This window comes from Paraburkholderia sp. BGA-UO-ETr-F21, assembly GCF_059567925.1.
Genome location: NZ_JCAQOY010000037.1, coordinates 142,905 through 161,471, shown reverse-complemented (window position 1 = coordinate 161,471; position 18,567 = coordinate 142,905). Strand labels below are relative to the sequence as shown.

Sequence of the window (18,567 nt, the reverse complement as noted above, 5' to 3'; positions counted from 1 at the left end):
AAGCCGGCGCGGCCTGACGCGCCGGCCTTCGTTTAAACCGTTGCGCTCAGGCGCGCGAGCACCTGCGGATTGACGGGCGTCGGGGGCTGGCCGGCCGACGCGCCGAAACCCAGCGCGGCGAGCAAATTGTCTGCGCAAAGCGAGGCCATCGCGCGCCGCGTGCTGACGGACGCACTGCCGATATGCGGCGTCAGGACCACGTTCTTTTGCGCGAGCAGCGCCGGAGTCACCACCGGCTCGCCTTCGAACACGTCCAGACCGGCCGCCGCGATGCTACCTTCGTTGAGCGCCACTGCCAAGGCGGCATCGTCCACCACGCCGCCGCGGGCGATATTGGTCAGCGTGGCCGACGACTTCATCTGCTTGAGTTCCGCCGCGCCGATCGCATGGTGCGAGCTGGGTGAATACGGCACCACGACGATCAGATGATCGGACTCGCGCAGCAGCGTCTCCTTGTCGACGTAACGGGCCCGGCAACTCGCCTCGACCTCCGGCGCCAGTTGCGAACGGTTGTGATAGATCACCTGCATGTCGAAGCCGAACGCGCCGCGCCGCGCGATCGCCTGACCGATGCGGCCCATGCCGAGAATGCCGAGCGTCGCCCCATGCACGTCGCCGCCGACGAACATGTCGAAGCGCCCGGTCTTGGTCCATTCGCCCGCGCGCAGAAAGCGTTCGGACTCGGTAATGCGCCGCGCCGTGGCCATCATCAGCGCGAAGCCGAAGTCGGCGGTGGTATCGGTCAGCACGTCCGGTGTATTCGTGACCAGCACGCCGCGCGCGGTGCACGCCTCCACGTCGACGTTGTTGTAGCCGACGCCGATATTGCACACCGCTTTGAGTTGCGGGCAGGCGTCGAGCAAGGTCGCGTCGATCCGGTCGCTGCCGGCCGTCATCGCGCCCACCTTCCCTTGCAGCCGGGCGATCAGTTCCTGCTGCGTCCAGATCGTATCGTCCGGATTGTCGGTCACATCGAAATTCGCGCGCAGCCGATCGACAATGTCCGGAAATGAAGCACGGGTAACCAGTACCGATGCACGCATGGAAAACCTCCTTGTTGGATTCTGCTGATGTCTCTCGCGCTTCAGTCGCGCAAGAGTCGGAATGGGTTAGCCGAACGCGCCGACCTCATGGGTCACCGCGGTCGATATCTCGCGAATGCAATGGAATAGCCGCGACATGGGCGTAAAGATCTCGGCGTGTTCGCGCACGTAGGGTCCCTTCGCGCGCGGGCCGGCCGGCTCGGCGAAGTCGATCGCGACCGACTGGTCGGCCTGCTCGGGGAAAATCTCCGCCAGCAACGGCAGGACGGCTGGCAAGTCGAGGCCGATGATCGCGCTGTGCAGCCCGTGCGCCGTCACACTCGGGCGCGGCGCGAATTCGGGGATATGGGTGGCGTGCAGCCAGACGCGATGAATCAGTGCAAGGCGTAAAGCATGCAGCAGAGTCTCGCGATCGCTCATGCCGGCTCGATCCGGCCAGGCGGCGCGCAGTGCGAGATCGTCGGCTAGCGCGCGGCGGAACATCGCTTGTAACGCGGCGGATGCACCGAGGCGATCGAGCGTCGAAGCGACGGCGAGCAGCGCGCTGCGCTGGTCAGCGTCGGTCGCATGGAGCGCGCGATCGAGCCACATGCCGGGGTCCAGCGTTGAAACGATCGCGCGAAGCACTTCAATGTCCGAATGCGCGAGCGCACAACGGGCGAAGTCGAGCGCCCGGCGAAAGCGCCTGCTGCGCGCAAGCATCTGCGCAAATGCCTCGGGCTGGCGAGCTGCGGCGGCGCCCAATCCATGCAATGTGTTCGCGCACCAGCCGAGCTGCTGCAAAATCGCGTTGTTCGGAATCGCCCGCAACTCGCGCGGATGCTGGATACGTGTGCGCGCCACCGCGCCGTCGCTCTGCCGCGCGGCGGGTCGCGAACCCGTGCGGTCGAGCAGCGCCGGGCCGAACGCGCCGAGCATGGCCGTATAACCCGCGTCGTCGACAAGCTCGGTCATCGTGGCGCGAATCGAGCCGAAGAAATCGGCGGCAAAATCCGGATCGGCATAGATCGGATCGTCGACCGGACCGACCGGCGGGTGGAATGCATGCTCAGCCAACCGTGCGACAGTCGCGAGGGCCAGCTCCCGGGTGCCGAACAGCAGATAGCCGTCGCCGCCCTGAAACGCACTTTCCTCGCGCACCGGATGCCCCGCGTCGTTGAGCGCATGGCGCGACGCCGTTGGAGACAGGTATTTGAGGCGGTCAGCGAGCGATCCCGGATGCGCGCCTCGCCCGATGCTCTCGCCGTGCGTATCGAAAAGCACCACTTCGACACCCTGCATGCCGTGCCGAGCCAACGTCTGCGCAATCTTCAGCCGCAGGCGTTCGATCAGAAAGCTGGCAGCGAGTTGACCGACGTAGCGTCCCGAGTCCGAGTAACCGAACTGCAGCGCAATGCGCCCCTGTTGCTGAACATAAGCGCGGTAGTGCGTACTGTTGAGCGCTTCGTCGAGCACGTGTGCGCCGTGTTCGAGCGCTTCCGCCGTTTCGAACAGCGGACTGATTTCAATGTGCCGCTCGACGCCGAACAGCCTCGCCAGCCACAAGGCGGTCAGCAGCGTGTAGCCGCTCTCCGTCTCGGCGATCAGAAAGCGCACGGGCGTCGACCCGTCGATATGCTTCACCAGTTGCGCGACGGTCATCATCATCCGCACCGCTGTCGCCTGTTCGACCAGCAACGCACCGAAGTCGACCGGAACGGCTTCGACCTTGTCGAGCGCCACATTGATCGCGGCAAGCATGGCGCGGCGGCGCGAGGGTGCATCCACGGGATCGACGATGTTCAGCCGATGACGCGCCGCATTGTGCAACTGGCTTGCATTCAAACGCACGTGTGTATGCGCGAGCGCCAGTCCGTGCGCGGCAAGACCCGCACGCGCGACGCACAGTGCGAGCCGGTCGCTGTCGGCCGAGTGAGCGATGGCGTCTTCGAATAGCGAGAGCAACGGTGCCGTGCAAACGCATGCCTCATCGCGACTCCCGATGAGAACATGCGCAAAACGCGACACTTGATGCGGATCCTGACTCGACGGGCATGCCGCGATCTGCCGATCGAGCGCCGCCAACGCGATGTCGAGCCTGTGCGATAACTGGCGTGCGCTTGCAATCTGTGCCACCTGCACGCGCAGCCGTGCCAGTTGTAAGCGCTTGATTCGCAAGCGCAGGCGCAGCGTGTCCCACCAGCCAATGTCGGTGCGGCCATCCGTGTCGTAGCCGACCCAGGTCGACAGCACCATCGGCCGGGGAACCAGCGCGGCCCAGCGGTCGGGCCATGCATCGCGCGCCACCGCCAATAGCGCTGCGTTGAAGCGGTCCAGCGCGTCACGACCATGCGTGATCGCAACCGCGGCCTGTTCGAATTCATCGACCAGCGTGACCGTGGCGGGCCGATGCGATTCGAACGACTCACGCGCGGCGCCGCAAGCGTGTTCCGCGAGATGGCGCCCGATCTCCGGCGGCAATGCAAAAGTCGGATGGCCGGTGAACACCGCAGCGTAACGCGTGCGTTCCACCTGCTTACGAAACTGTTCCAGGTCGGGCCGGCTGTGCCCATCGGCAGGTCGCAGCGCGTTGCGCGCAACCTCGGCCAGCGCGCGTTCATTCGTCTGAGAATCGACGCCACCCACATAACGCGCGAGACGTACTGCACGATCCGAAAACGCCTGGTCGCGCAGATGACGAATCAGCGCCACGATCGCGTCATGGCCCAGTTCGCCGCTCTCGACCTGCCGCGTGATGTCGAACGCAATCGTGAGAACCGGATTGCTCAACGGGTCGCCGCTCGTGCGGGCTCGGGTACTGGCTACCAGCGCAAGCAGCCGGTCCGCCAACTCGGCGAGATTCGAACGCATGCTTGCACTTACTCGTCGTGGCCGGCCGGTTCGCGTTTGATCGTCGTCAGCCCGCCCGGCACCTGCAGCGTGGGCAGGATTTCCATGTTGCTGATGTTGACCGCCAGCGGCGCGGCGATCGCGAAGGCAATGGCATCGGCGATATCGGAAGGCAGCGGCAATTCGAAGCCGTCGATAAATTTCTTGCGCGCCTCTTCGATATCGCCATGCACATGACCGAATATGTCAGTCGCGACACGGCCCGGGCAGATCTCCGTCACGCGCACGCGCCTGCCGGTCGCATCCACGCGCAACTGGCGCGACAACGCGTGAATCCCCGCCTTGGTGGCGCTATAAATGGAGTTGCCGTTGAAGTTGTAGATACCCGCGATCGAGCTGATGTTGACGATATGCCCGCGATCCCGCTCGACCATGCCCGGCATGGTGAGACGCACGATATGCAGGACCGCTTGCAGGTTCACTTCCACCTGCAGATCGATGTCGTCGGCGCCCGCGTCCAGAATCGAGCCTTTGGTCGAAATGCCGGCGTTGTTCACGACGATATCGAAGGGCACCTCCTGCGTGAGTTTCGTCAGCGCGGCCAGATCGCGCACGTCGATTGCGTGCGGGATGCAACCGGTGCGCTCCGCCAGTTCATTCAGACGATCGGCGTTGCGGGCGATCGCATGCACTTCGAGTCCTTCACGGCGGAAGCGCTCGACGATCGCAGCGCCCATCCCTGTCGAAGCGCCCGTCACCAGCGCGGTCTTATAGTCTGAAAACGGCATGAATGACCTCTATCTGTAGTTCTGAAATGCCGCACCTTCGAGGCGTGCGACAAGCCTGTTACCAATGTATATGCGGTGAAAACGCGGGGCAAAGACGGATTGGCTTTGTAGCGATAAGGCCGCCTTATGGTTGACTCAGACCGGCCGCCCGCGCGGCGGCTAGCGCACCAGTTTCGACACCGGCACCACCCTGCCGCCCGCCGATTCGATCACGCCGCGCACCGTGCGCGCGAGATCGACCGCGCCCGGCGTATCGCCGTGCAGCAGGATCGACTGGACCGCGACCTTGAGCTTATTACCGGCGATCGTCGTGATGGTGCCCGCTTCGAGCAACTCCTTGACACGCGCCAGCACGGCAGCGCGATCCTTGATGACCGCGCCTTCGAGCTTGCGCGACACCAGCGCACCCTGATCGTCGTACGCGCGGTCGGCGAGAAAGGTGTTCGCCGTGCGAATGCCGATCCGATCGGCTGCCCGCTCGATTTCCGTATTCGTCGAGACGCTGATGATCAGATCGCGGTCGAACTCGGCGACCGCGCGCACCAGCGGCTCGGCCAGTTCGTACGATGCAGCGGCCATGTTGCCCAGCGCACCGTGAAAGCTCATGTGCGTCACGCGATGTCCCGCGGTCTTTGCAATGCCGGCGAGCGCGCCCATCTGATACACCACGTAATTGGCCAATTCCAGCGGATCGGCCTGAATCTGGCGCCTGCCGAAACCCATCAGATCGGGAAAGCCCACGTGCGCGCCGACCTCGATCTGACGCGCCAGCGCCATTCGCACGGTCTTGTCCATGATCACCGGATCGCCCGCGTGATAGCCGCACGCGACGTTGGCCGACGACACGATATCGAGCATCGCTTCGTCTTCGCCCATCCGGTAAGGTCCGAAGCCTTCGCCGAGGTCCGCGTTCAGGTCGATTTCCACCATTCACTCTCCGTTCGTTGATTGCTTTACGCCGCCGGCGAGAGTTCGAGCAAGGGCGTACCGTACCCGGCCGTCGATCCGTGCGAGGCAAGCGTGCGCGTCACCACGCCATTCACCGGTGCGACGACCGGCACGCACAATTGCGCGATCTGTAGCAAGCCGACAATGTCGCCCGCCTTGACGTGAGCACCCGCGTCGACCAACGGCGTCGAGCGCGCCGGATGGGTCACCAGAAAGACGCCGGCCGAACTGGCGTTCACGCTGACGGTGCGCGGCTGCGCGCTGTTCGATGCGCTGGCCGCCGTTGCACCAGAATCCGCAGGCGCAAACACCGGCTCCGCCGCGCTCGCGCCGTCCGTGCACGTTGCCTGCTCGAGCGTCAAACGAACCGTCGCCCCGGGCCTTCTGATTTCGATGAACTCGATATCGACCGCTGCCAGCCACGACGTGATCTGCCGCAACTCGCCGATATCCACTTCGTTTTCTTGGGTCATGTTTCAGTGTGGGGAAGGACGAAAGAGCTCGACGAGATTGCGCACCTTGACGAGATAACCGTTCAGTTCGTCAAGCGCCGCGACGGCTTCCGGATACGTCGTCTGAACAAAACGGATCTTCGTACCAATGCGCGCCTGCGCGAGCCGCCACAAATCCGCTTCGATAACCGTGCCGATCTTTGGATAGCCACCCGAAGGCTGCGCATCCCGCAGTTGAATGATCGGCTGACCACTATGCGGCACCTGAATCACGCCGGGCACGATCCCATGCGAGCGCTTTTCGACCGTATGCGTGGGGACCAGTGCCGGACCGGCAAGGCGATAGCCGTAGCGGTCGCTTTGCGGCGTGACTTTCCAGCCGTCGCGCCAGAAGGCTTCCAGCGAGTCCGGCTGGTAGCAGTCGTATTCGGCGGCGGGGAGCACCCGCACGACCGTGTCGCCAGCCTCGGCGGCGGGCACGGTGAGCGGCGCCGGCAACGAATACTCCGGCGGCACGGTGCCGAATCCCGCGGCGGGCGCAGGATCTTGGGCAAGCGCGCGGCCGCCCGCTTCCGCGGCCTTCAGCACATCGCCTTTCTGCAACTGACGGCCGTTGTAGCCGCCGAACTGGCCGCGCAACTGTGTGCTGCGCGAACCGAGCACCACCGGGACATCCACGCCGCCGGCAAGCGACAGGTAGCAACGCGTGCCGCTCGTCGGCACACCGATCGTCAGCACGTCACCCTGCTTTGCCTGCACCGTCCACCACGGCAGCACCGGCCGGTCGCCCAAACGCGCCGCACAGTCGGCGCCGGTAATGGCGAACGCCAGGTCTTCGAGGAAGCGGATGCGAAACGGGAACATCGGAATCTCGATGCCGGCCGCGTCGTCCGGATTGCCGAGCAGCAGGTTGCCGACCGCGAGCGCGAGCCGGTCCATCGCGCCGGCCGTGCCCACGCCGTAGCGCAGATAGCCTTCGCGCCCCTGGTCCTGGACGGTCGCGAGCGCGGACGAAGACAGTATCTCGATCATGGAACAATCCTCTCGACGCGAAAACGGATCATGTCGCCGGGGGCGAGCGTGGCGGGATTCGCGCGCGCGGGGTCGAAGAACGACATCGACGTATGGCCGATGGTGTTCCAGCCGCTCGGTCCGGCGGAGGCCGAGACGCCGGTCTGCACGCCGCCGATCGACACCGCGCCGCCAGGCAAGCCCAGCACCGGCACCTTGCGCCGCGGCGTGGCAATGCGCGTGTCCATGCCGCCGAGATAACAGTAGCCAGGATGGCTGCCGAGCGCATAGACCGTGTAGAGCGGCGCGCAATGCAGTTGCACGACTTCATCGACGGACAATCCGGTGTGATCCACCACGTCCTGAAGGTGCGGCCCGAATTCGCCGCCGTACTCCACCGGCAGCTCCACGACTCTACCTTCGATCTGCAATTCGCCTGCGGCGGCCCACGCGTCGCGCAATGCGGCGTCGAGCGAATTCAGGTCCGCCGGCGGCGTGATGAACGTCAACATCAGATTGGTGACGCCGGGCACCGCCTCACGCACGCCAGGCCACGTCTCGACTTCGCGCGCAAGCGCCCAGATGCGGCGCTGCGCATGCAGATCGAGTGCGCCCGGCGCTTCGAACAGCATGGCCGTCGTACCCAGCATGCTGATGCGAAGCGGCTGCTCCGATTCGTCCTGTTTCATGGCTAGAGCGGTCCTGTGTGATTCCGGCCGTGGCCGTTCGACTGCGTCCGCTTGCGCGATCGACGCATGCTCAACGGTCAGCGTCATGTCTGTTTCCTCTTGGCGAGCCAGCGCTCCAGATGATGAATATCGACCCCGCCTGCGCCGAATCCTTCGTCTTCGAGCATGGCCTGATGCAACGGCACGTTGGTGCGAATGCCTTCGACGCGCATCTCCGAGAGCGCGAGACGCATGCGCGCCAGTGCCTCCTCACGGGTTGCGCCGTATGTGATCACCTTGGCGATCAGCGAGTCGTAATAAGGCGGCACGACAGCGCCGCCGCTCATATGCGAATCCACCCGAACGCCATTGCCGCCCGGCAACTCCCACACGGAAATCTTCCCTGGGCACGGCACGAAGGTGAACGGGTCTTCGGCATTGATCCGGCATTCCAGCGCATGGCCCTGGGTGCGAATATCCGATTGACGAATCGTCAACGCGTGCCCTTGAGCAATGCGAATCTGTTCCCGCACGATGTCGATGCCCGAGGTCATTTCCGTCACGGGGTGCTCGACCTGCAAGCGCGTGTTCATTTCGATGAAATAGAACTGGCCGTTCTCGAACAGGAATTCGAACGTACCGGCGCCGCGGTAGTTCGTCTGCCGGCACGCGGCGACGCAGCGCTCGCCCACTTGCCGGATCAGTTCCGGATCGATGCCGGGCGCGGGCGCCTCCTCCAGCACCTTCTGATGACGCCGTTGCAGCGAGCAGTCGCGCGAGCCCAACCACAAGGCGTTGCCGTGCGTATCGCACAAAACCTGGATTTCGACGTGACGTGGATGCTCGAGAAACTTCTCGACATACAGTTCGGGTTTGCCGAAGGCGCGGCGCGCTTCCTCGCGCGTCACCGAGACCGCCTCGAGCAACTGTTCGGGGCCGGGCACGACACGCATGCCGCGTCCACCGCCGCCACCCGCCGCCTTGACGATTACCGGATAGCCGATTTCTTCAGCGACGTGCAGGATTTCGGCGGGGTCGTCGGGCAAGCCGCCGTCGGGGCCGGGCACGCACGGCACGCCCGCCGCGCGCATCGCCCGCTTGGCCGCGACCTTGTCGCCCATGGTGCGGATCGACGCAGGTTCGGGGCCGATGAAGGCCATGCCCGCAGCCTCGACCTGCGCGGCGAAATCCGCGTTCTCCGACAGGAAGCCGTAGCCCGGATGAATCGCCTGCGCGCCGCTCACATGCGCGGCGAACAGGATCGCGCTGCGGTTCAGGTAACTTTGCCCCGGCGACGCGGGGCCGATGCAAAGCGCCTCGTCGGCGAGCCGGACATAGCGGGCATCGGCGTCGGCCTCGGAATGCACGGCCACCGTTTGCAGGCCCAGTTCACGGCAGGCGCGCTGGATTCGCAGCGCAATCTCGCCGCGGTTGGCGATCAGTACTTTATTGAACATGGCCGTTCAACCGATCCGGAAAAGCGGCTGGCCAGATTCGACCTCGCTGCCCGGCGTGACGAGAACCTCCAGAACGGCGCCGCTGAACTCGGATTCGATCGCGTTGAACATTTTCATCGCCTCGATCGTGCAGAGCACTTGCCCTTCCTCGACAGTGTCGCCGGGATTCACGAACGGCGCCTCGCCCGGCGCTGGCGTGAGATGAACGACACCGAACATGGGCGCATGAACCAGTCGAGGTGTTCTCGCGGCTTCGGCGTTTGTGGAGGATACCTCGGGTGTGCGGGCCGGCTCGGCGGATCGAGCCGGTTCGGCGAGCGGCAATTGAGCCTCTGGCGTATCCGTGGATGCCGACTTCGTGGCGATACGTTGCTCGCCCACCGGCGCATGCTGGCGTTTGCCACGCCGTTTCGCCTTCACGAGCTTGACCCTTTCCTCGCCCTCGATGACTTCGAGCTTGGCCAGCGGAGATTCCGCCAACAGGTCGATAAGCGCCTTAATCTTCTGGAGATCCATCTCTGAGTCCGTAGCCGGTTGCATGCGCTCCGGCTCACTGCGAGCCGGGGCGATCGACGATGGACTCAATGTATCCGTCACATAAAAATTGCGCCAAGACGGTTTGGCTTTGTAGCGATAAGGTGCGCTTATGTATCGGCGCCGGGCTCGAAGCGCACGTCGAGCGCGAGGTCGCCCGCCAGTTCCAGCAGGATGTCCTTGACGGCCGCGGCGGGCTCCGAAAGCGGCAGATGGTCGGACAGGCAGACCGAAAGCGGAATCTTGATGACGGGTGAAACGATCCGGCATTGCACGATGTCGCCCGCGGCCGCCACCACGCGCGCGGTGGAATCGGGCAGGATCGTCGCGCCGATTCCCGCGCTCACCGCCGCCGAGAGCGTCGATGCGGATTCGATTTCGGCGACCACCTTCGGGATCATCTGCACGCGCGCGAAGCCTTCGTCGACATACTTGCGCAGATAGTTGTACGGACGCGGCAGCAGCAACGGCACGTCGCGCAATTCGGTCACCCCGATCTGCTCCTGCGTGATGCCCATGCTGCGCGGCGCGACGAGGAACAGTTCCTCGTTCATCAGAAGCTGGAACGACAGGCCGTGCACAGGCTTGTCGCCATACAGCACCGCCATATCCATGCGGCCGTTCATGATCAGTTCGCTAAGCGTCGTGCCGAAGTTTTCATTGATATACAGCAGGATGTCCGGATGCCGGGCCCGCACGGTTCGCAACAGCGGCAACGACAGCGCCGACGCGCCGGTGCCCGGCGCAAGGCCCACCGAAACCTGGCCCGACAGCGTCTGGCCAGCGCTCTTCACGTCGGCCTGTGCCTGTTCGTACTGGCGCAGGATCAACTGTGCGTGGCGATACAGCGTGGCGCCCGCCTCGGTGGCGGTGACGCCGCGTTTCGTGCGCACCAGCAGTTGTTGCTGGAACTCGTCTTCGAGCGTGATCAACTGCTGGCTGAGCGCCGGCTGCGCGATATGAAGCACTTCGGCGGCCTGAGTCAGGCTGCCGATATCGACGATTTTCACGAAGTACTTCAAACGCCGCAGGTTCACGGTAGTCACGCCATCAACATTAAGGGATGGCAACAATGATAGGGCAAGCGCCGTCCGCCGCACAGTGCTTAAAAAACTCCCCGCTCGCCCCGGCGCGCTGAAAAGAGCGCTATATCAGCGTATTCCCGCATGGACCGAGGCTGTGCGCGCCGCCCTCGCGCGCGTGTCGTCGTGTCATAAGCGGATGTTATTGCCCCAGCGGAAAGACGTCTTGGCTTGAACTTTTTCTCACGCTTAATGTGAAGGCTCGTTAAATGCTGTTGAGGAGTCAAGTGTGAGTGCATCGCGCATCGCCGCCCGCGTCCAGCGAATCAAACCTTCGCCGAGCAGCGCCGCGGCCGACCGCGCCGCGGAACTGCGGCGGCAGGGCAAGACCATCGTCAACCTCGTGGTCGGCGAACCCGACTTCGACACGCCGGCGCATATTCGCCAGGCCGCTTTCGAAGCGATGGAACGTGGCGAAACACGCTATACGCAAACGGCGGGCACGCCGGCGCTGCGCGCCGCGATCGCGGCGAAGCTGCAACGAGAGAACGGTCTCTCGTACGACTCCAAGCACATCATCGTGACGTGCGGCGCCAAACATGCGATTTTCAACGCGCTCGCCGTCACCGTGGAAGAGGGCGACGAAGTCCTGATTCCCGCGCCGTACTGGGTGTCGTACCCGGACATGGTGCTTGCCTGCGACGGCGTGCCGGTCGTCGTGCCCTGCACCGAGGCCGACGGTTTCAAGCTCACGCCCGCCGCGCTCGAAGCGGCGATTACGTCGCGCACGCGCTGGCTGATCATCAATTCGCCGACCAATCCCACCGGCGCGACCTACACGGCCGCCGAACTGCGCGCGCTGGCGGACGTGCTACTGCGTCACCCGCAAGTGCTGGTGATGATGGACGATATCTACGAGCACATCCGCTTCGAAGGCGAAGCATCGCAGCATCTGCTGTCGATCGAACCCGAACTCGCTTCGCGCACGCTGGTGGTCAACGGCGTCTCGAAGACTTACGCGATGACCGGCTGGCGCATCGGCTACGCAGCCGGCCCCGCCGATCTGATCGGCGCCATGGACACGCTTCAGTCGCAATCCACCAGCAACGCCAGCTCGATCAGTCAGGCCGCGGCGCTCGCCGCATTGACCGGCGACCAGAACTTCGTGCAGCAATCCGTGCGGACCTACCGAGAGCGCCGCGACCACGCGCTCGAAGCGCTCAACGCGATTCCCGGCATCAGTTGCAAGACGCCGGGCGGCGCCTTCTATCTGTACGTCAATTGCGGCGGCATGATCGGCCGCACAACGCCGCAAGGCAGGCGACTCGAAGGAGACGCCGACGTGGTTCTCTATCTGCTGGAGCAGGCGGGCGTCGCGCTGGTTGCCGGATCGGCCTACGGCGTGTCGCCTTTCTTCCGGATGTCGATCGCCACGAGCATCGAGATCATCGACGAAGGCTGCAGGAAGATCGCTGCCGCCGTCGCCGCCCTGAACTGAGAGCACGGCGACGGCTCGGCACGCCGCTTCGTCGCTCAATAAAAAGACATGCCGCGCCGACAGGACGCGGCAGTCGGTCTGGAGTTTTCCATCTTTCGTCAATCTGCAAGGGGATCTATTCGTGAAAAAGCATACTTTAGGCATACTAACTGGATTCGGACTGGCTATTTCAGGGATCGCGCACGCGCAATCGAGCGTTACCCTCTACGGCATCATCGACGAAGCCGTGCGCTACGACACCCACCAGAACAAATCCGGCGGGAAGCTTTTCACGATGGGTAGCGGCGGCGAGATCCAGGGAAGCCGCTGGGGCCTGCAGGGCACCGAAGATCTCGGCGGCGGCATGGCAGCGATCTTCCAGCTCGAGGGCGGCTTCACCCCGAATACCGGCGTGACGCAGCAATCCACGCCGTCCGGCGCGGCCCGCCTGTTCGGCCGTACCGCGATGGTCGGCCTGAGCAGCCCCTACGGCACGGTGACGGCGGGCCGGCAATACACCCTCGTGCACGAAATGGGCTGGACGCACGATATTTACGCGTTCGCCAACTACACCGGCACGGTCGGCTTTCAGGGCGCCGGACTGACCGGCGGCGGCCGGCTGGACAACACGGTGCGCTATACCTCCCCCACGCTGGCCGGTTTCACCCTCAAGGGTGCGTACACGTTCGGCCAGACAGCGGGCAGCATCCACCAGAATTCGTCGCCGGCCGTGAGCCTCTCTTATGACCACGGCCCGCTGAGCGTCGGCGCGGCTTATCAGATCGTCAACAACATCGGCGGCCTGAATCCTTCGACGACTGCCTACGGCAGCACCTACTTCGGCGTAACGATTCCGGACAGCTCGCAAAAGATCTTCACTGCGGGGGCGACCTATAAATTCGGCGCCGCGAAGGTGTATGGCTCGTATATCTACAGCCACGTCTATCCGGCCGATTATCGCAACGACTCGTTCTCCACTGCGCTGCAGTACTACATTACGCCCGCGCTCGTACTCGATCTGCCGTTCTACATCGACTTCGTCCACCATGCGGGCCAGAGCGGTACGCGCATCACAACCGGCCCGACGCTCGATTATCTGCTGAGCAAGCGCACCGATGTCTACGTCGGCGTGGACTACAACCATCTCACCGGCGCATGGACCACCCTCGCCGCCGCGTCCGGCTCGAACCAGCCGTTCTATGGCTTCAACTCGCTATTCGAAGCCGCGATCGGCCTGCGCCACAAGTTCTGACACCGGCGACAGCCATTTTCTTCCGGCATCTCACGAGGCCGGAAGCGCGCTTCGAAAGCCACACCACATCGGGACACGCAGTTGTGTCCCGATCGTCAATGCACGTCCCGACATCGAAAGGCGGACCTCGATCCGCCCATCTCATCCATTCATTCCTGGAGGAACACTCATGAGAATCGGCATTCCTGCCGAGAGCCGCGCCGGCGAAACGCGTGTCGCCGGCACGCCGGAAACAGTCAAAAAACTCACCGCGCAGGGGCATACCGTGCTGGTCCAGAGCGCGGCGGGTGAACACGGTCATTTTCCCGACGCGGCGTATGCGCAGGCAGGCGCTACCCTGGTGGACGCCGCCGAAGCTTTCGCGGCCGACCTCGTACTCAAGGTGCAGGCGCCCACAGAAACCGAACTTGGGCAGATGACACGCGGCGCGATTCTGGTCGGCATGCTCAATCCGTTCGACGCCGATCATGTCGCTCACATTCGCGCTGCGGGCGTGACCGCTTTCGCACTCGAATCGATTCCGCGCACCACGCGCGCGCAAAGCATGGACGTGCTCTCGTCGCAAGCCAATATCGCCGGTTACAAGGCCGTGCTGCTGGCAGCCGGCTTGTACCAGCGCTTCGTGCCGATGCTGATGACCGCCGCGGGCACCGTCAAGGCCGCACGCGTACTCATCCTCGGAGCGGGCGTCGCGGGTCTGCAGGCGATCGCCACGGCCAAGCGTCTCGGCGCGGTGATCGAAGCATCGGACGTGCGTCCCGCCGTCAAGGAACAGATCGAATCGCTGGGCGCCAAGTTTCTCGACGTACCGTGCGAAACCGACGAAGAACGCGAGGCCGCCCAAGGCGCAGGCGGCTATGCGCGGCCCATGCCGCCTTCGTGGCTCGCGCGCCAGAGTGCATTGGTGCACGAGCGGGCCAAACAGGCCGACATCGTCATCACGACAGCGTTGATCCCGGGACGCACCGCGCCCACTCTGCTGAACGAGGACACGGTTCGCGCGATGAAGCCGGGCTCGGTGATCATCGACCTGGCCGCAGGCAAAGGAGCCGTCGTGGACGAAAGGCGCGGCGGCAATTGTCCGTTAACCGAAGCCGACGCGGTGGTGCTGCGTCACGGCGTACAGATCGCCGGCTACACGAATCTGCCGGCCATGGTTGCCACGGACGCCTCCGCACTGTATGCCCGCAACGTGCTCGATTTTCTGAAGCTGATCATCGACACCGGCGGCAATCCGAAGATCGACACCAGCGACGATATCGTGGCGGCCACCTTGCTGGGTCACGACGCTGCGATGCTGCAAACCGCATAAGGAGACCGCGATGGAACTCATCTCTCACACCACGACCAATCTCATCATCTTCGTGCTGGCGATCTATGTCGGCTACCACGTCGTCTGGAACGTGACGCCGGCCTTGCATACGCCGCTGATGGCCGTCACCAACGCGATCTCCGCGATCGTCATCGTCGGCGCCATGCTGGCCGCGGGACTCACCGTGGGCGGCGCAGGCAAGGCGTTTGGCGCAATCGCCGTGGCGCTGGCGGCGGTCAATGTGTTCGGCGGCTTTCTCGTGACGCGCCGCATGCTCGAAATGTTCAGGAAGAAAGAAGCTAAAAAGCCGGCCGCAAACGCGGTCAACGGAGTCGCGCAATGAGTATGAATGTCGTCACATTGTTGTATCTCGTCGCCTCCGTCTGTTTCATTCAGGCGCTCAAAGGGCTGTCGAATCCGAAAAGCGCCAGACTCGGCAATGTCTTCGGCATGGCCGGCATGACCATCGCCATGCTGACCACGCTCGCGCTGATCGGCAAACAGGCGTCTTCGCTCGGATCGGATCTGATACTCGGGCTGACGGTACTCGTCGGCGCACTGATTGTCGGTGGCGCGATCGGCACGGTGGTCGCCGCACGGGTCGAAATGACAAAAATGCCCGAACTGATCGCAGCCATGCACTCGCTGATCGGCTTGGCCGCTGTCTGCATTGCTTATGCCGTGGTGTCAGAGCCGTCCGCCTTCGGTCTCGCTGCAAGCGGCGGCGAACTGCCGTACGGCAATCGCGTCGAGTTGTTCATCGGCACGTTTATCGGCGCGATCACGTTCTCCGGTTCGGTGATCGCATTCGGCAAGCTGTCGGGCAAATACAAGTTCCGGTTGTTCCAGGGCGCACCCGTCGTGTATCCCGCACAGCATGCGCTCAACCTCGCGCTCGCGATCGCCATGGTGGGCTTCGGCATTGCTTTTTTTCTGACGCAGTCATGGTGGTCCTTCATTGTCATGACCGCGATCGCTTTCGCGCTCGGCGTGCTGATCATCATTCCGATCGGCGGTGCCGACATGCCGGTGGTGGTCTCGATGCTCAACTCCTACTCGGGGTGGGCGGCGGCGGGCATCGGCTTCTCGCTGAACAACCCGATGCTGATCATTGCCGGCTCACTGGTCGGCTCGTCCGGTGCGATTCTGTCGTACATCATGTGCCGGGCGATGAACCGTTCGTTCTTCAGTGTGCTGCTCGGCGGCTTCGGTGCGCAAGCCTCCGCTGACAGCGGCCTCAAGCGCGAGCAGCGGCCGGTCAAATCAGGTTCCGCCGACGATGCCGCGTTTCTGCTCGGCAATGCCGAATCTGTCGTGATCGTACCGGGCTACGGCCTCGCTGTCGCACGCGCACAGCATGCACTAAAAGAGTTGACCGACAAGCTCACCGACAAGGGCATCGACGTCCGTTACGCGATCCATCCGGTGGCGGGCCGTATGCCCGGCCATATGAACGTGCTGCTCGCCGAGGCCGAAGTGCCGTACGACCAGGTATTCGAAATGGACGACATCAACGCGGAGTTCGGCCAGACCGACGTCGTGCTCGTTCTCGGCGCAAACGACGTGGTCAACCCGGCCGCGAAAACCGACCCGGCGTCGCCGATTGCCGGCATGCCGATTCTGGAGGCCTACAAGGCGCGCACCGTGATCGTCAACAAGCGGTCGATGGCCTCAGGCTACGCCGGCCTCGACAATGACCTGTTCTATATGGACAAAACCATGATGGTGTTTTCCGACGCCAAAAAGGTGATCGAGAACATGACCAAGGCGCTCGAATAAGCATCCATAAGCGGCAAGTATCGGCCCAGACGACTTTGATCTTTGTCGGCTGGGCCCTTCAGCGCTAACGTATAGCGTGCTGACCCTGCATTTACCGTTATAGGCTCTTACCATGCATGCACTCGTCATTCACGCACCGCTCGATCTGCGCATCGAGGAGGTGCCCACGCCCGAACCGCAAGCCAACCAGATGCTGGTGCGGGTTCGAGCCGGCGGCATCTGCGGCTCCGATCTTCACTACTTCAATCATGGCGGTTTCGGCACGGTCCGCATCAAGGAACCCATGGTGCTCGGCCACGAGGTGTCCGGCGCCGTCTCGCGCGTCGGACCCGGCGTGATCGACATGCCCGTTGGCACGCGGATCTCCATCAGCCCGAGCCGGCCTTGCGGTCTGTGCCAGTACTGTCAGCAAGGGCTGCAGAATCATTGTCTGGATATGCGCTACTACGGCAGCGCGATGCGCACGCCTCACGTGCAGGGCGCATTCCAGCAGGAAATCGTGATCGACCGCTCACAAGCGCATGTAGTCGCGGACTCCTTGAGCGATGCGGAAGCCGCCATGGCGGAGCCGCTCTCCGTCGCGCTGCATGCCGTGCGACGCGCGGGTCCCTTACTCGGCAAACGCGTGCTCGTGACGGGCTGCGGGCCGATCGGCGCGTTGATTGTGGCCGCTGCGCGTCGAGCCGGTGCGGCCACGATCGTGGTGACCGATGTCAACACGCTGCCGCTCGAGAGCGCAAAAAAGGTCGGTGCGGACCTCGCGATCAACATTGCCGAAACGCCGGACGCGCTCGCGCCGTTTGCCGTCGACAAGGGCAGCTTCGACGTTCTGTTCGAGGCGAGTGGCAATGCGGCGGCACTGCGTGGCGCATTCGACGTACTCAAGCCGCGCGGCGTGATCGTCCAGGTGGGACTTGGCGGAGATATCGCTTTGCCCATCAACGTGATCGTCGCCAAGGAATTCGACCTGCGCGGCGCGTTCCGTTTCCACGAAGAATTCGCCGTGGCCGTCGAGTTGCTGAACAAGGGTTTGATCGACGTGAAGCCCCTGATCTCCGGCATCTTTCCGTATCAGGAATCGGTCAAGGCATTCCAGACCGCCGGTGACCGCTCCAGATCGATGAAGGTGTTGGTGACTTTCGATTGACTACGCGATCGGGCACGCCCCTCTCTTCGACTACAACGAGCGCCGGGGCGCGCGGATAGTCGAAGAGCATTCCCGCTACCATTTCCGTGAACCATGAAAAAAGCCGACGCTGACGTCGGCTCTTGCGCTACGCGCTACGCCTTGCTCAGTTATTGCATCGCGCTTCGAGGGTGTCGATGAACGCGCGGTTCCAGCGCCCTTCCTTCATCGCCCGCATGGTTTCGGCTTCCGCTTCCAGAACGGCTAGCGCTTTCTCGATCACGTATCCCGCATCGTCTTGCGGGATGGCGAGCAAGCCATCCTGGTCGCCGACCACGATATCGCCCGGATTCACCACCATGCCGCCGACCGACACCGGCACGTTGATCTCACCCGGACCGTCTTTATACGGGCCGCGGTGCGTCACCCCACGCGCGTAGACCGGAAAATCCCGCTCACGAATTTCGGCGACATCGCGGATTGCACCATCGACCACCAGACCGACAACGCCCACGTGAGCCGCATAGAAAGACAAAATTCCGCCGACCACCGCATTGTTCAAATCGCCGCCCGCGTCCACGACCAGCACGTCGCCGGGACGGCAAAACTCCAGCGCGCGCAGATAAGTCAGGTTATCGCCGCCTCGCGAGCGCACGGTGACGGCCGTGCCCGCCATGGTCTGCTTGCCGGGCCGCTGATACGGATGGAGCCCGACACTGCCGATGTTGCGATGCATGTTGTCGCTAAGCGCGGAGACGGGAATAGCGCGTAGTGCGGTAAGAATCGTGTCGGCAGCCTGAGCGGCCGAAGGGTTTTTCCTGATGGCTTTGTACATGATCGATCTTGGCTTCCGGGGTGGCTGATACACG

The 18,567-nt window shown here is 63.7% G+C and carries 17 protein-coding genes; 6 read left to right on the top strand and 11 right to left on the bottom strand.

What is annotated here, in order from left to right; genetic code table 11:
- Positions 1 to 32: 32 nt before the first annotated feature.
- The 10 genes from AC57B1_RS24380 to nac all read right to left on the bottom strand — a co-directional run bounded on the left by AC57B1_RS24380 (position 33) and on the right by nac (position 10,767).
- Positions 33 to 1,043 (bottom strand): 2-hydroxyacid dehydrogenase, encoded by a 1,011-nt coding sequence (locus tag AC57B1_RS24380; protein ID WP_091803763.1) that lies wholly within the window; start codon positions 1,041 to 1,043, stop codon positions 33 to 35.
- Between the two features lie 66 nt (positions 1,044 to 1,109).
- The gene (locus AC57B1_RS24375; RefSeq protein WP_496418942.1) at positions 1,110 to 3,893 is read right to left on the bottom strand and encodes a phosphoenolpyruvate carboxylase; all 2,784 of its coding nucleotides are present in this window, start codon (positions 3,891 to 3,893) and stop codon (positions 1,110 to 1,112) included.
- Positions 3,894 to 3,901: 8 nt separating this feature from the next.
- Positions 3,902 to 4,660, bottom strand: a complete 759-nt coding sequence (locus AC57B1_RS24370; RefSeq protein WP_408351794.1) for an SDR family oxidoreductase — start codon at positions 4,658 to 4,660, stop codon at positions 3,902 to 3,904.
- A 159-nt stretch (positions 4,661 to 4,819) separates the two neighbouring features.
- On the bottom strand, positions 4,820 to 5,587 hold the full coding sequence (locus AC57B1_RS24365; RefSeq protein WP_091808914.1) for a LamB/YcsF family protein: 768 nt from the start codon (positions 5,585 to 5,587) through the stop codon (positions 4,820 to 4,822).
- Positions 5,588 to 5,613: 26 nt separating this feature from the next.
- The gene (locus tag AC57B1_RS24360; RefSeq protein WP_408351797.1) at positions 5,614 to 6,081 is read right to left on the bottom strand and encodes a biotin/lipoyl-containing protein; all 468 of its coding nucleotides are present in this window, start codon (positions 6,079 to 6,081) and stop codon (positions 5,614 to 5,616) included.
- A 3-nt stretch (positions 6,082 to 6,084) separates the two neighbouring features.
- Positions 6,085 to 7,092 (bottom strand): 5-oxoprolinase subunit C family protein, encoded by a 1,008-nt coding sequence (locus tag AC57B1_RS24355; protein WP_408351800.1) that lies wholly within the window; start codon positions 7,090 to 7,092, stop codon positions 6,085 to 6,087.
- Positions 7,089 to 7,760: a 5-oxoprolinase subunit PxpB gene (gene pxpB / locus AC57B1_RS24350; RefSeq protein ID WP_408352082.1), complete on the bottom strand. Its 672-nt coding sequence runs from the start codon at positions 7,758 to 7,760 to the stop codon at positions 7,089 to 7,091. The genes AC57B1_RS24355 and pxpB overlap by 4 nt, the downstream gene beginning before the upstream one ends.
- 83 nt (positions 7,761 to 7,843) lie before the next feature.
- Positions 7,844 to 9,196, bottom strand: coding sequence for an acetyl-CoA carboxylase biotin carboxylase subunit (accC, locus tag AC57B1_RS24345; RefSeq protein WP_408351803.1), 1,353 nt, complete (start codon positions 9,194 to 9,196; stop codon positions 7,844 to 7,846).
- Between the two features lie 6 nt (positions 9,197 to 9,202).
- Positions 9,203 to 9,712, bottom strand: coding sequence for an acetyl-CoA carboxylase biotin carboxyl carrier protein (locus tag AC57B1_RS24340; RefSeq protein WP_408351806.1), 510 nt, complete (start codon positions 9,710 to 9,712; stop codon positions 9,203 to 9,205).
- Positions 9,713 to 9,840: 128 nt separating this feature from the next.
- Entirely contained in the window at positions 9,841 to 10,767 is a 927-nt protein-coding gene (gene nac / locus AC57B1_RS24335; RefSeq protein ID WP_091803787.1) for a nitrogen assimilation transcriptional regulator NAC, read from the bottom strand.
- Between the two features lie 274 nt (positions 10,768 to 11,041).
- On the opposite strand from nac, the gene AC57B1_RS24330 reads away from it, so the two are divergent.
- From AC57B1_RS24330 to AC57B1_RS24305, 6 genes are all read left to right on the top strand, one after another.
- Positions 11,042 to 12,250 carry an aspartate transaminase gene (locus AC57B1_RS24330; RefSeq protein WP_408351809.1) on the top strand — a complete coding sequence of 403 codons (1,209 nt, stop codon included), beginning with the start codon at positions 11,042 to 11,044 and terminating at the stop codon, positions 12,248 to 12,250.
- A gap of 121 nt (positions 12,251 to 12,371) precedes the next feature.
- Entirely contained in the window at positions 12,372 to 13,481 is a 1,110-nt protein-coding gene (locus AC57B1_RS24325; RefSeq protein WP_408351812.1) for a porin, read from the top strand.
- 169 nt (positions 13,482 to 13,650) lie between these two features.
- Complete coding sequence (locus AC57B1_RS24320; RefSeq protein WP_496418941.1) at positions 13,651 to 14,793, top strand: Re/Si-specific NAD(P)(+) transhydrogenase subunit alpha; 1,143 nt, start codon at positions 13,651 to 13,653, stop codon at positions 14,791 to 14,793.
- A 10-nt stretch (positions 14,794 to 14,803) separates the two neighbouring features.
- The gene (locus AC57B1_RS24315) at positions 14,804 to 15,136 is read left to right on the top strand and encodes an NAD(P) transhydrogenase subunit alpha part 2 (protein ID WP_091803796.1); all 333 of its coding nucleotides are present in this window, start codon (positions 14,804 to 14,806) and stop codon (positions 15,134 to 15,136) included.
- Positions 15,133 to 16,572, top strand: a complete 1,440-nt coding sequence (locus AC57B1_RS24310; protein ID WP_408351819.1) for an NAD(P)(+) transhydrogenase (Re/Si-specific) subunit beta — start codon at positions 15,133 to 15,135, stop codon at positions 16,570 to 16,572. Before AC57B1_RS24315 ends, AC57B1_RS24310 begins: the two co-directional genes overlap by 4 nt.
- Before the next feature lie 112 nt (positions 16,573 to 16,684).
- The gene (locus tag AC57B1_RS24305; protein WP_408351822.1) at positions 16,685 to 17,719 is read left to right on the top strand and encodes an L-idonate 5-dehydrogenase; all 1,035 of its coding nucleotides are present in this window, start codon (positions 16,685 to 16,687) and stop codon (positions 17,717 to 17,719) included.
- A 145-nt stretch (positions 17,720 to 17,864) separates the two neighbouring features.
- Here the strand turns inward: AC57B1_RS24305 and AC57B1_RS24300 are convergent, their stop codons facing one another.
- The gene (locus AC57B1_RS24300; RefSeq protein WP_496418940.1) at positions 17,865 to 18,533 is read right to left on the bottom strand and encodes an RraA family protein; all 669 of its coding nucleotides are present in this window, start codon (positions 18,531 to 18,533) and stop codon (positions 17,865 to 17,867) included.
- Between the last annotated feature and the right edge of the window lie 34 nt (positions 18,534 to 18,567).

Coding starts and splice junctions, on each gene's coding strand:
- AC57B1_RS24370 (WP_408351794.1), bottom strand. CDS start 4,660: ATGCCGTTTTCAGACTATAAGACCGCGCTGGTGACGGGCGCTTCGACA.
- accC (WP_408351803.1), bottom strand. CDS start 9,196: ATGTTCAATAAAGTACTGATCGCCAACCGCGGCGAGATTGCGCTGCGA.
- AC57B1_RS24360 (WP_408351797.1), bottom strand. CDS start 6,081: ATGACCCAAGAAAACGAAGTGGATATCGGCGAGTTGCGGCAGATCACG.
- AC57B1_RS24355 (WP_408351800.1), bottom strand. CDS start 7,092: ATGATCGAGATACTGTCTTCGTCCGCGCTCGCGACCGTCCAGGACCAG.
- AC57B1_RS24300 (WP_496418940.1), bottom strand. CDS start 18,533: ATGTACAAAGCCATCAGGAAAAACCCTTCGGCCGCTCAGGCTGCCGAC.
- AC57B1_RS24315 (WP_091803796.1), top strand. CDS start 14,804: ATGGAACTCATCTCTCACACCACGACCAATCTCATCATCTTCGTGCTG.
- AC57B1_RS24380 (WP_091803763.1), bottom strand. CDS start 1,043: ATGCGTGCATCGGTACTGGTTACCCGTGCTTCATTTCCGGACATTGTC.
- AC57B1_RS24320 (WP_496418941.1), top strand. CDS start 13,651: ATGAGAATCGGCATTCCTGCCGAGAGCCGCGCCGGCGAAACGCGTGTC.
- AC57B1_RS24310 (WP_408351819.1), top strand. CDS start 15,133: ATGAGTATGAATGTCGTCACATTGTTGTATCTCGTCGCCTCCGTCTGT.
- pxpB (WP_408352082.1), bottom strand. CDS start 7,760: ATGAAACAGGACGAATCGGAGCAGCCGCTTCGCATCAGCATGCTGGGT.
- AC57B1_RS24340 (WP_408351806.1), bottom strand. CDS start 9,712: ATGGATCTCCAGAAGATTAAGGCGCTTATCGACCTGTTGGCGGAATCT.
- AC57B1_RS24375 (WP_496418942.1), bottom strand. CDS start 3,893: ATGCGTTCGAATCTCGCCGAGTTGGCGGACCGGCTGCTTGCGCTGGTA.
- AC57B1_RS24305 (WP_408351822.1), top strand. CDS start 16,685: ATGCATGCACTCGTCATTCACGCACCGCTCGATCTGCGCATCGAGGAG.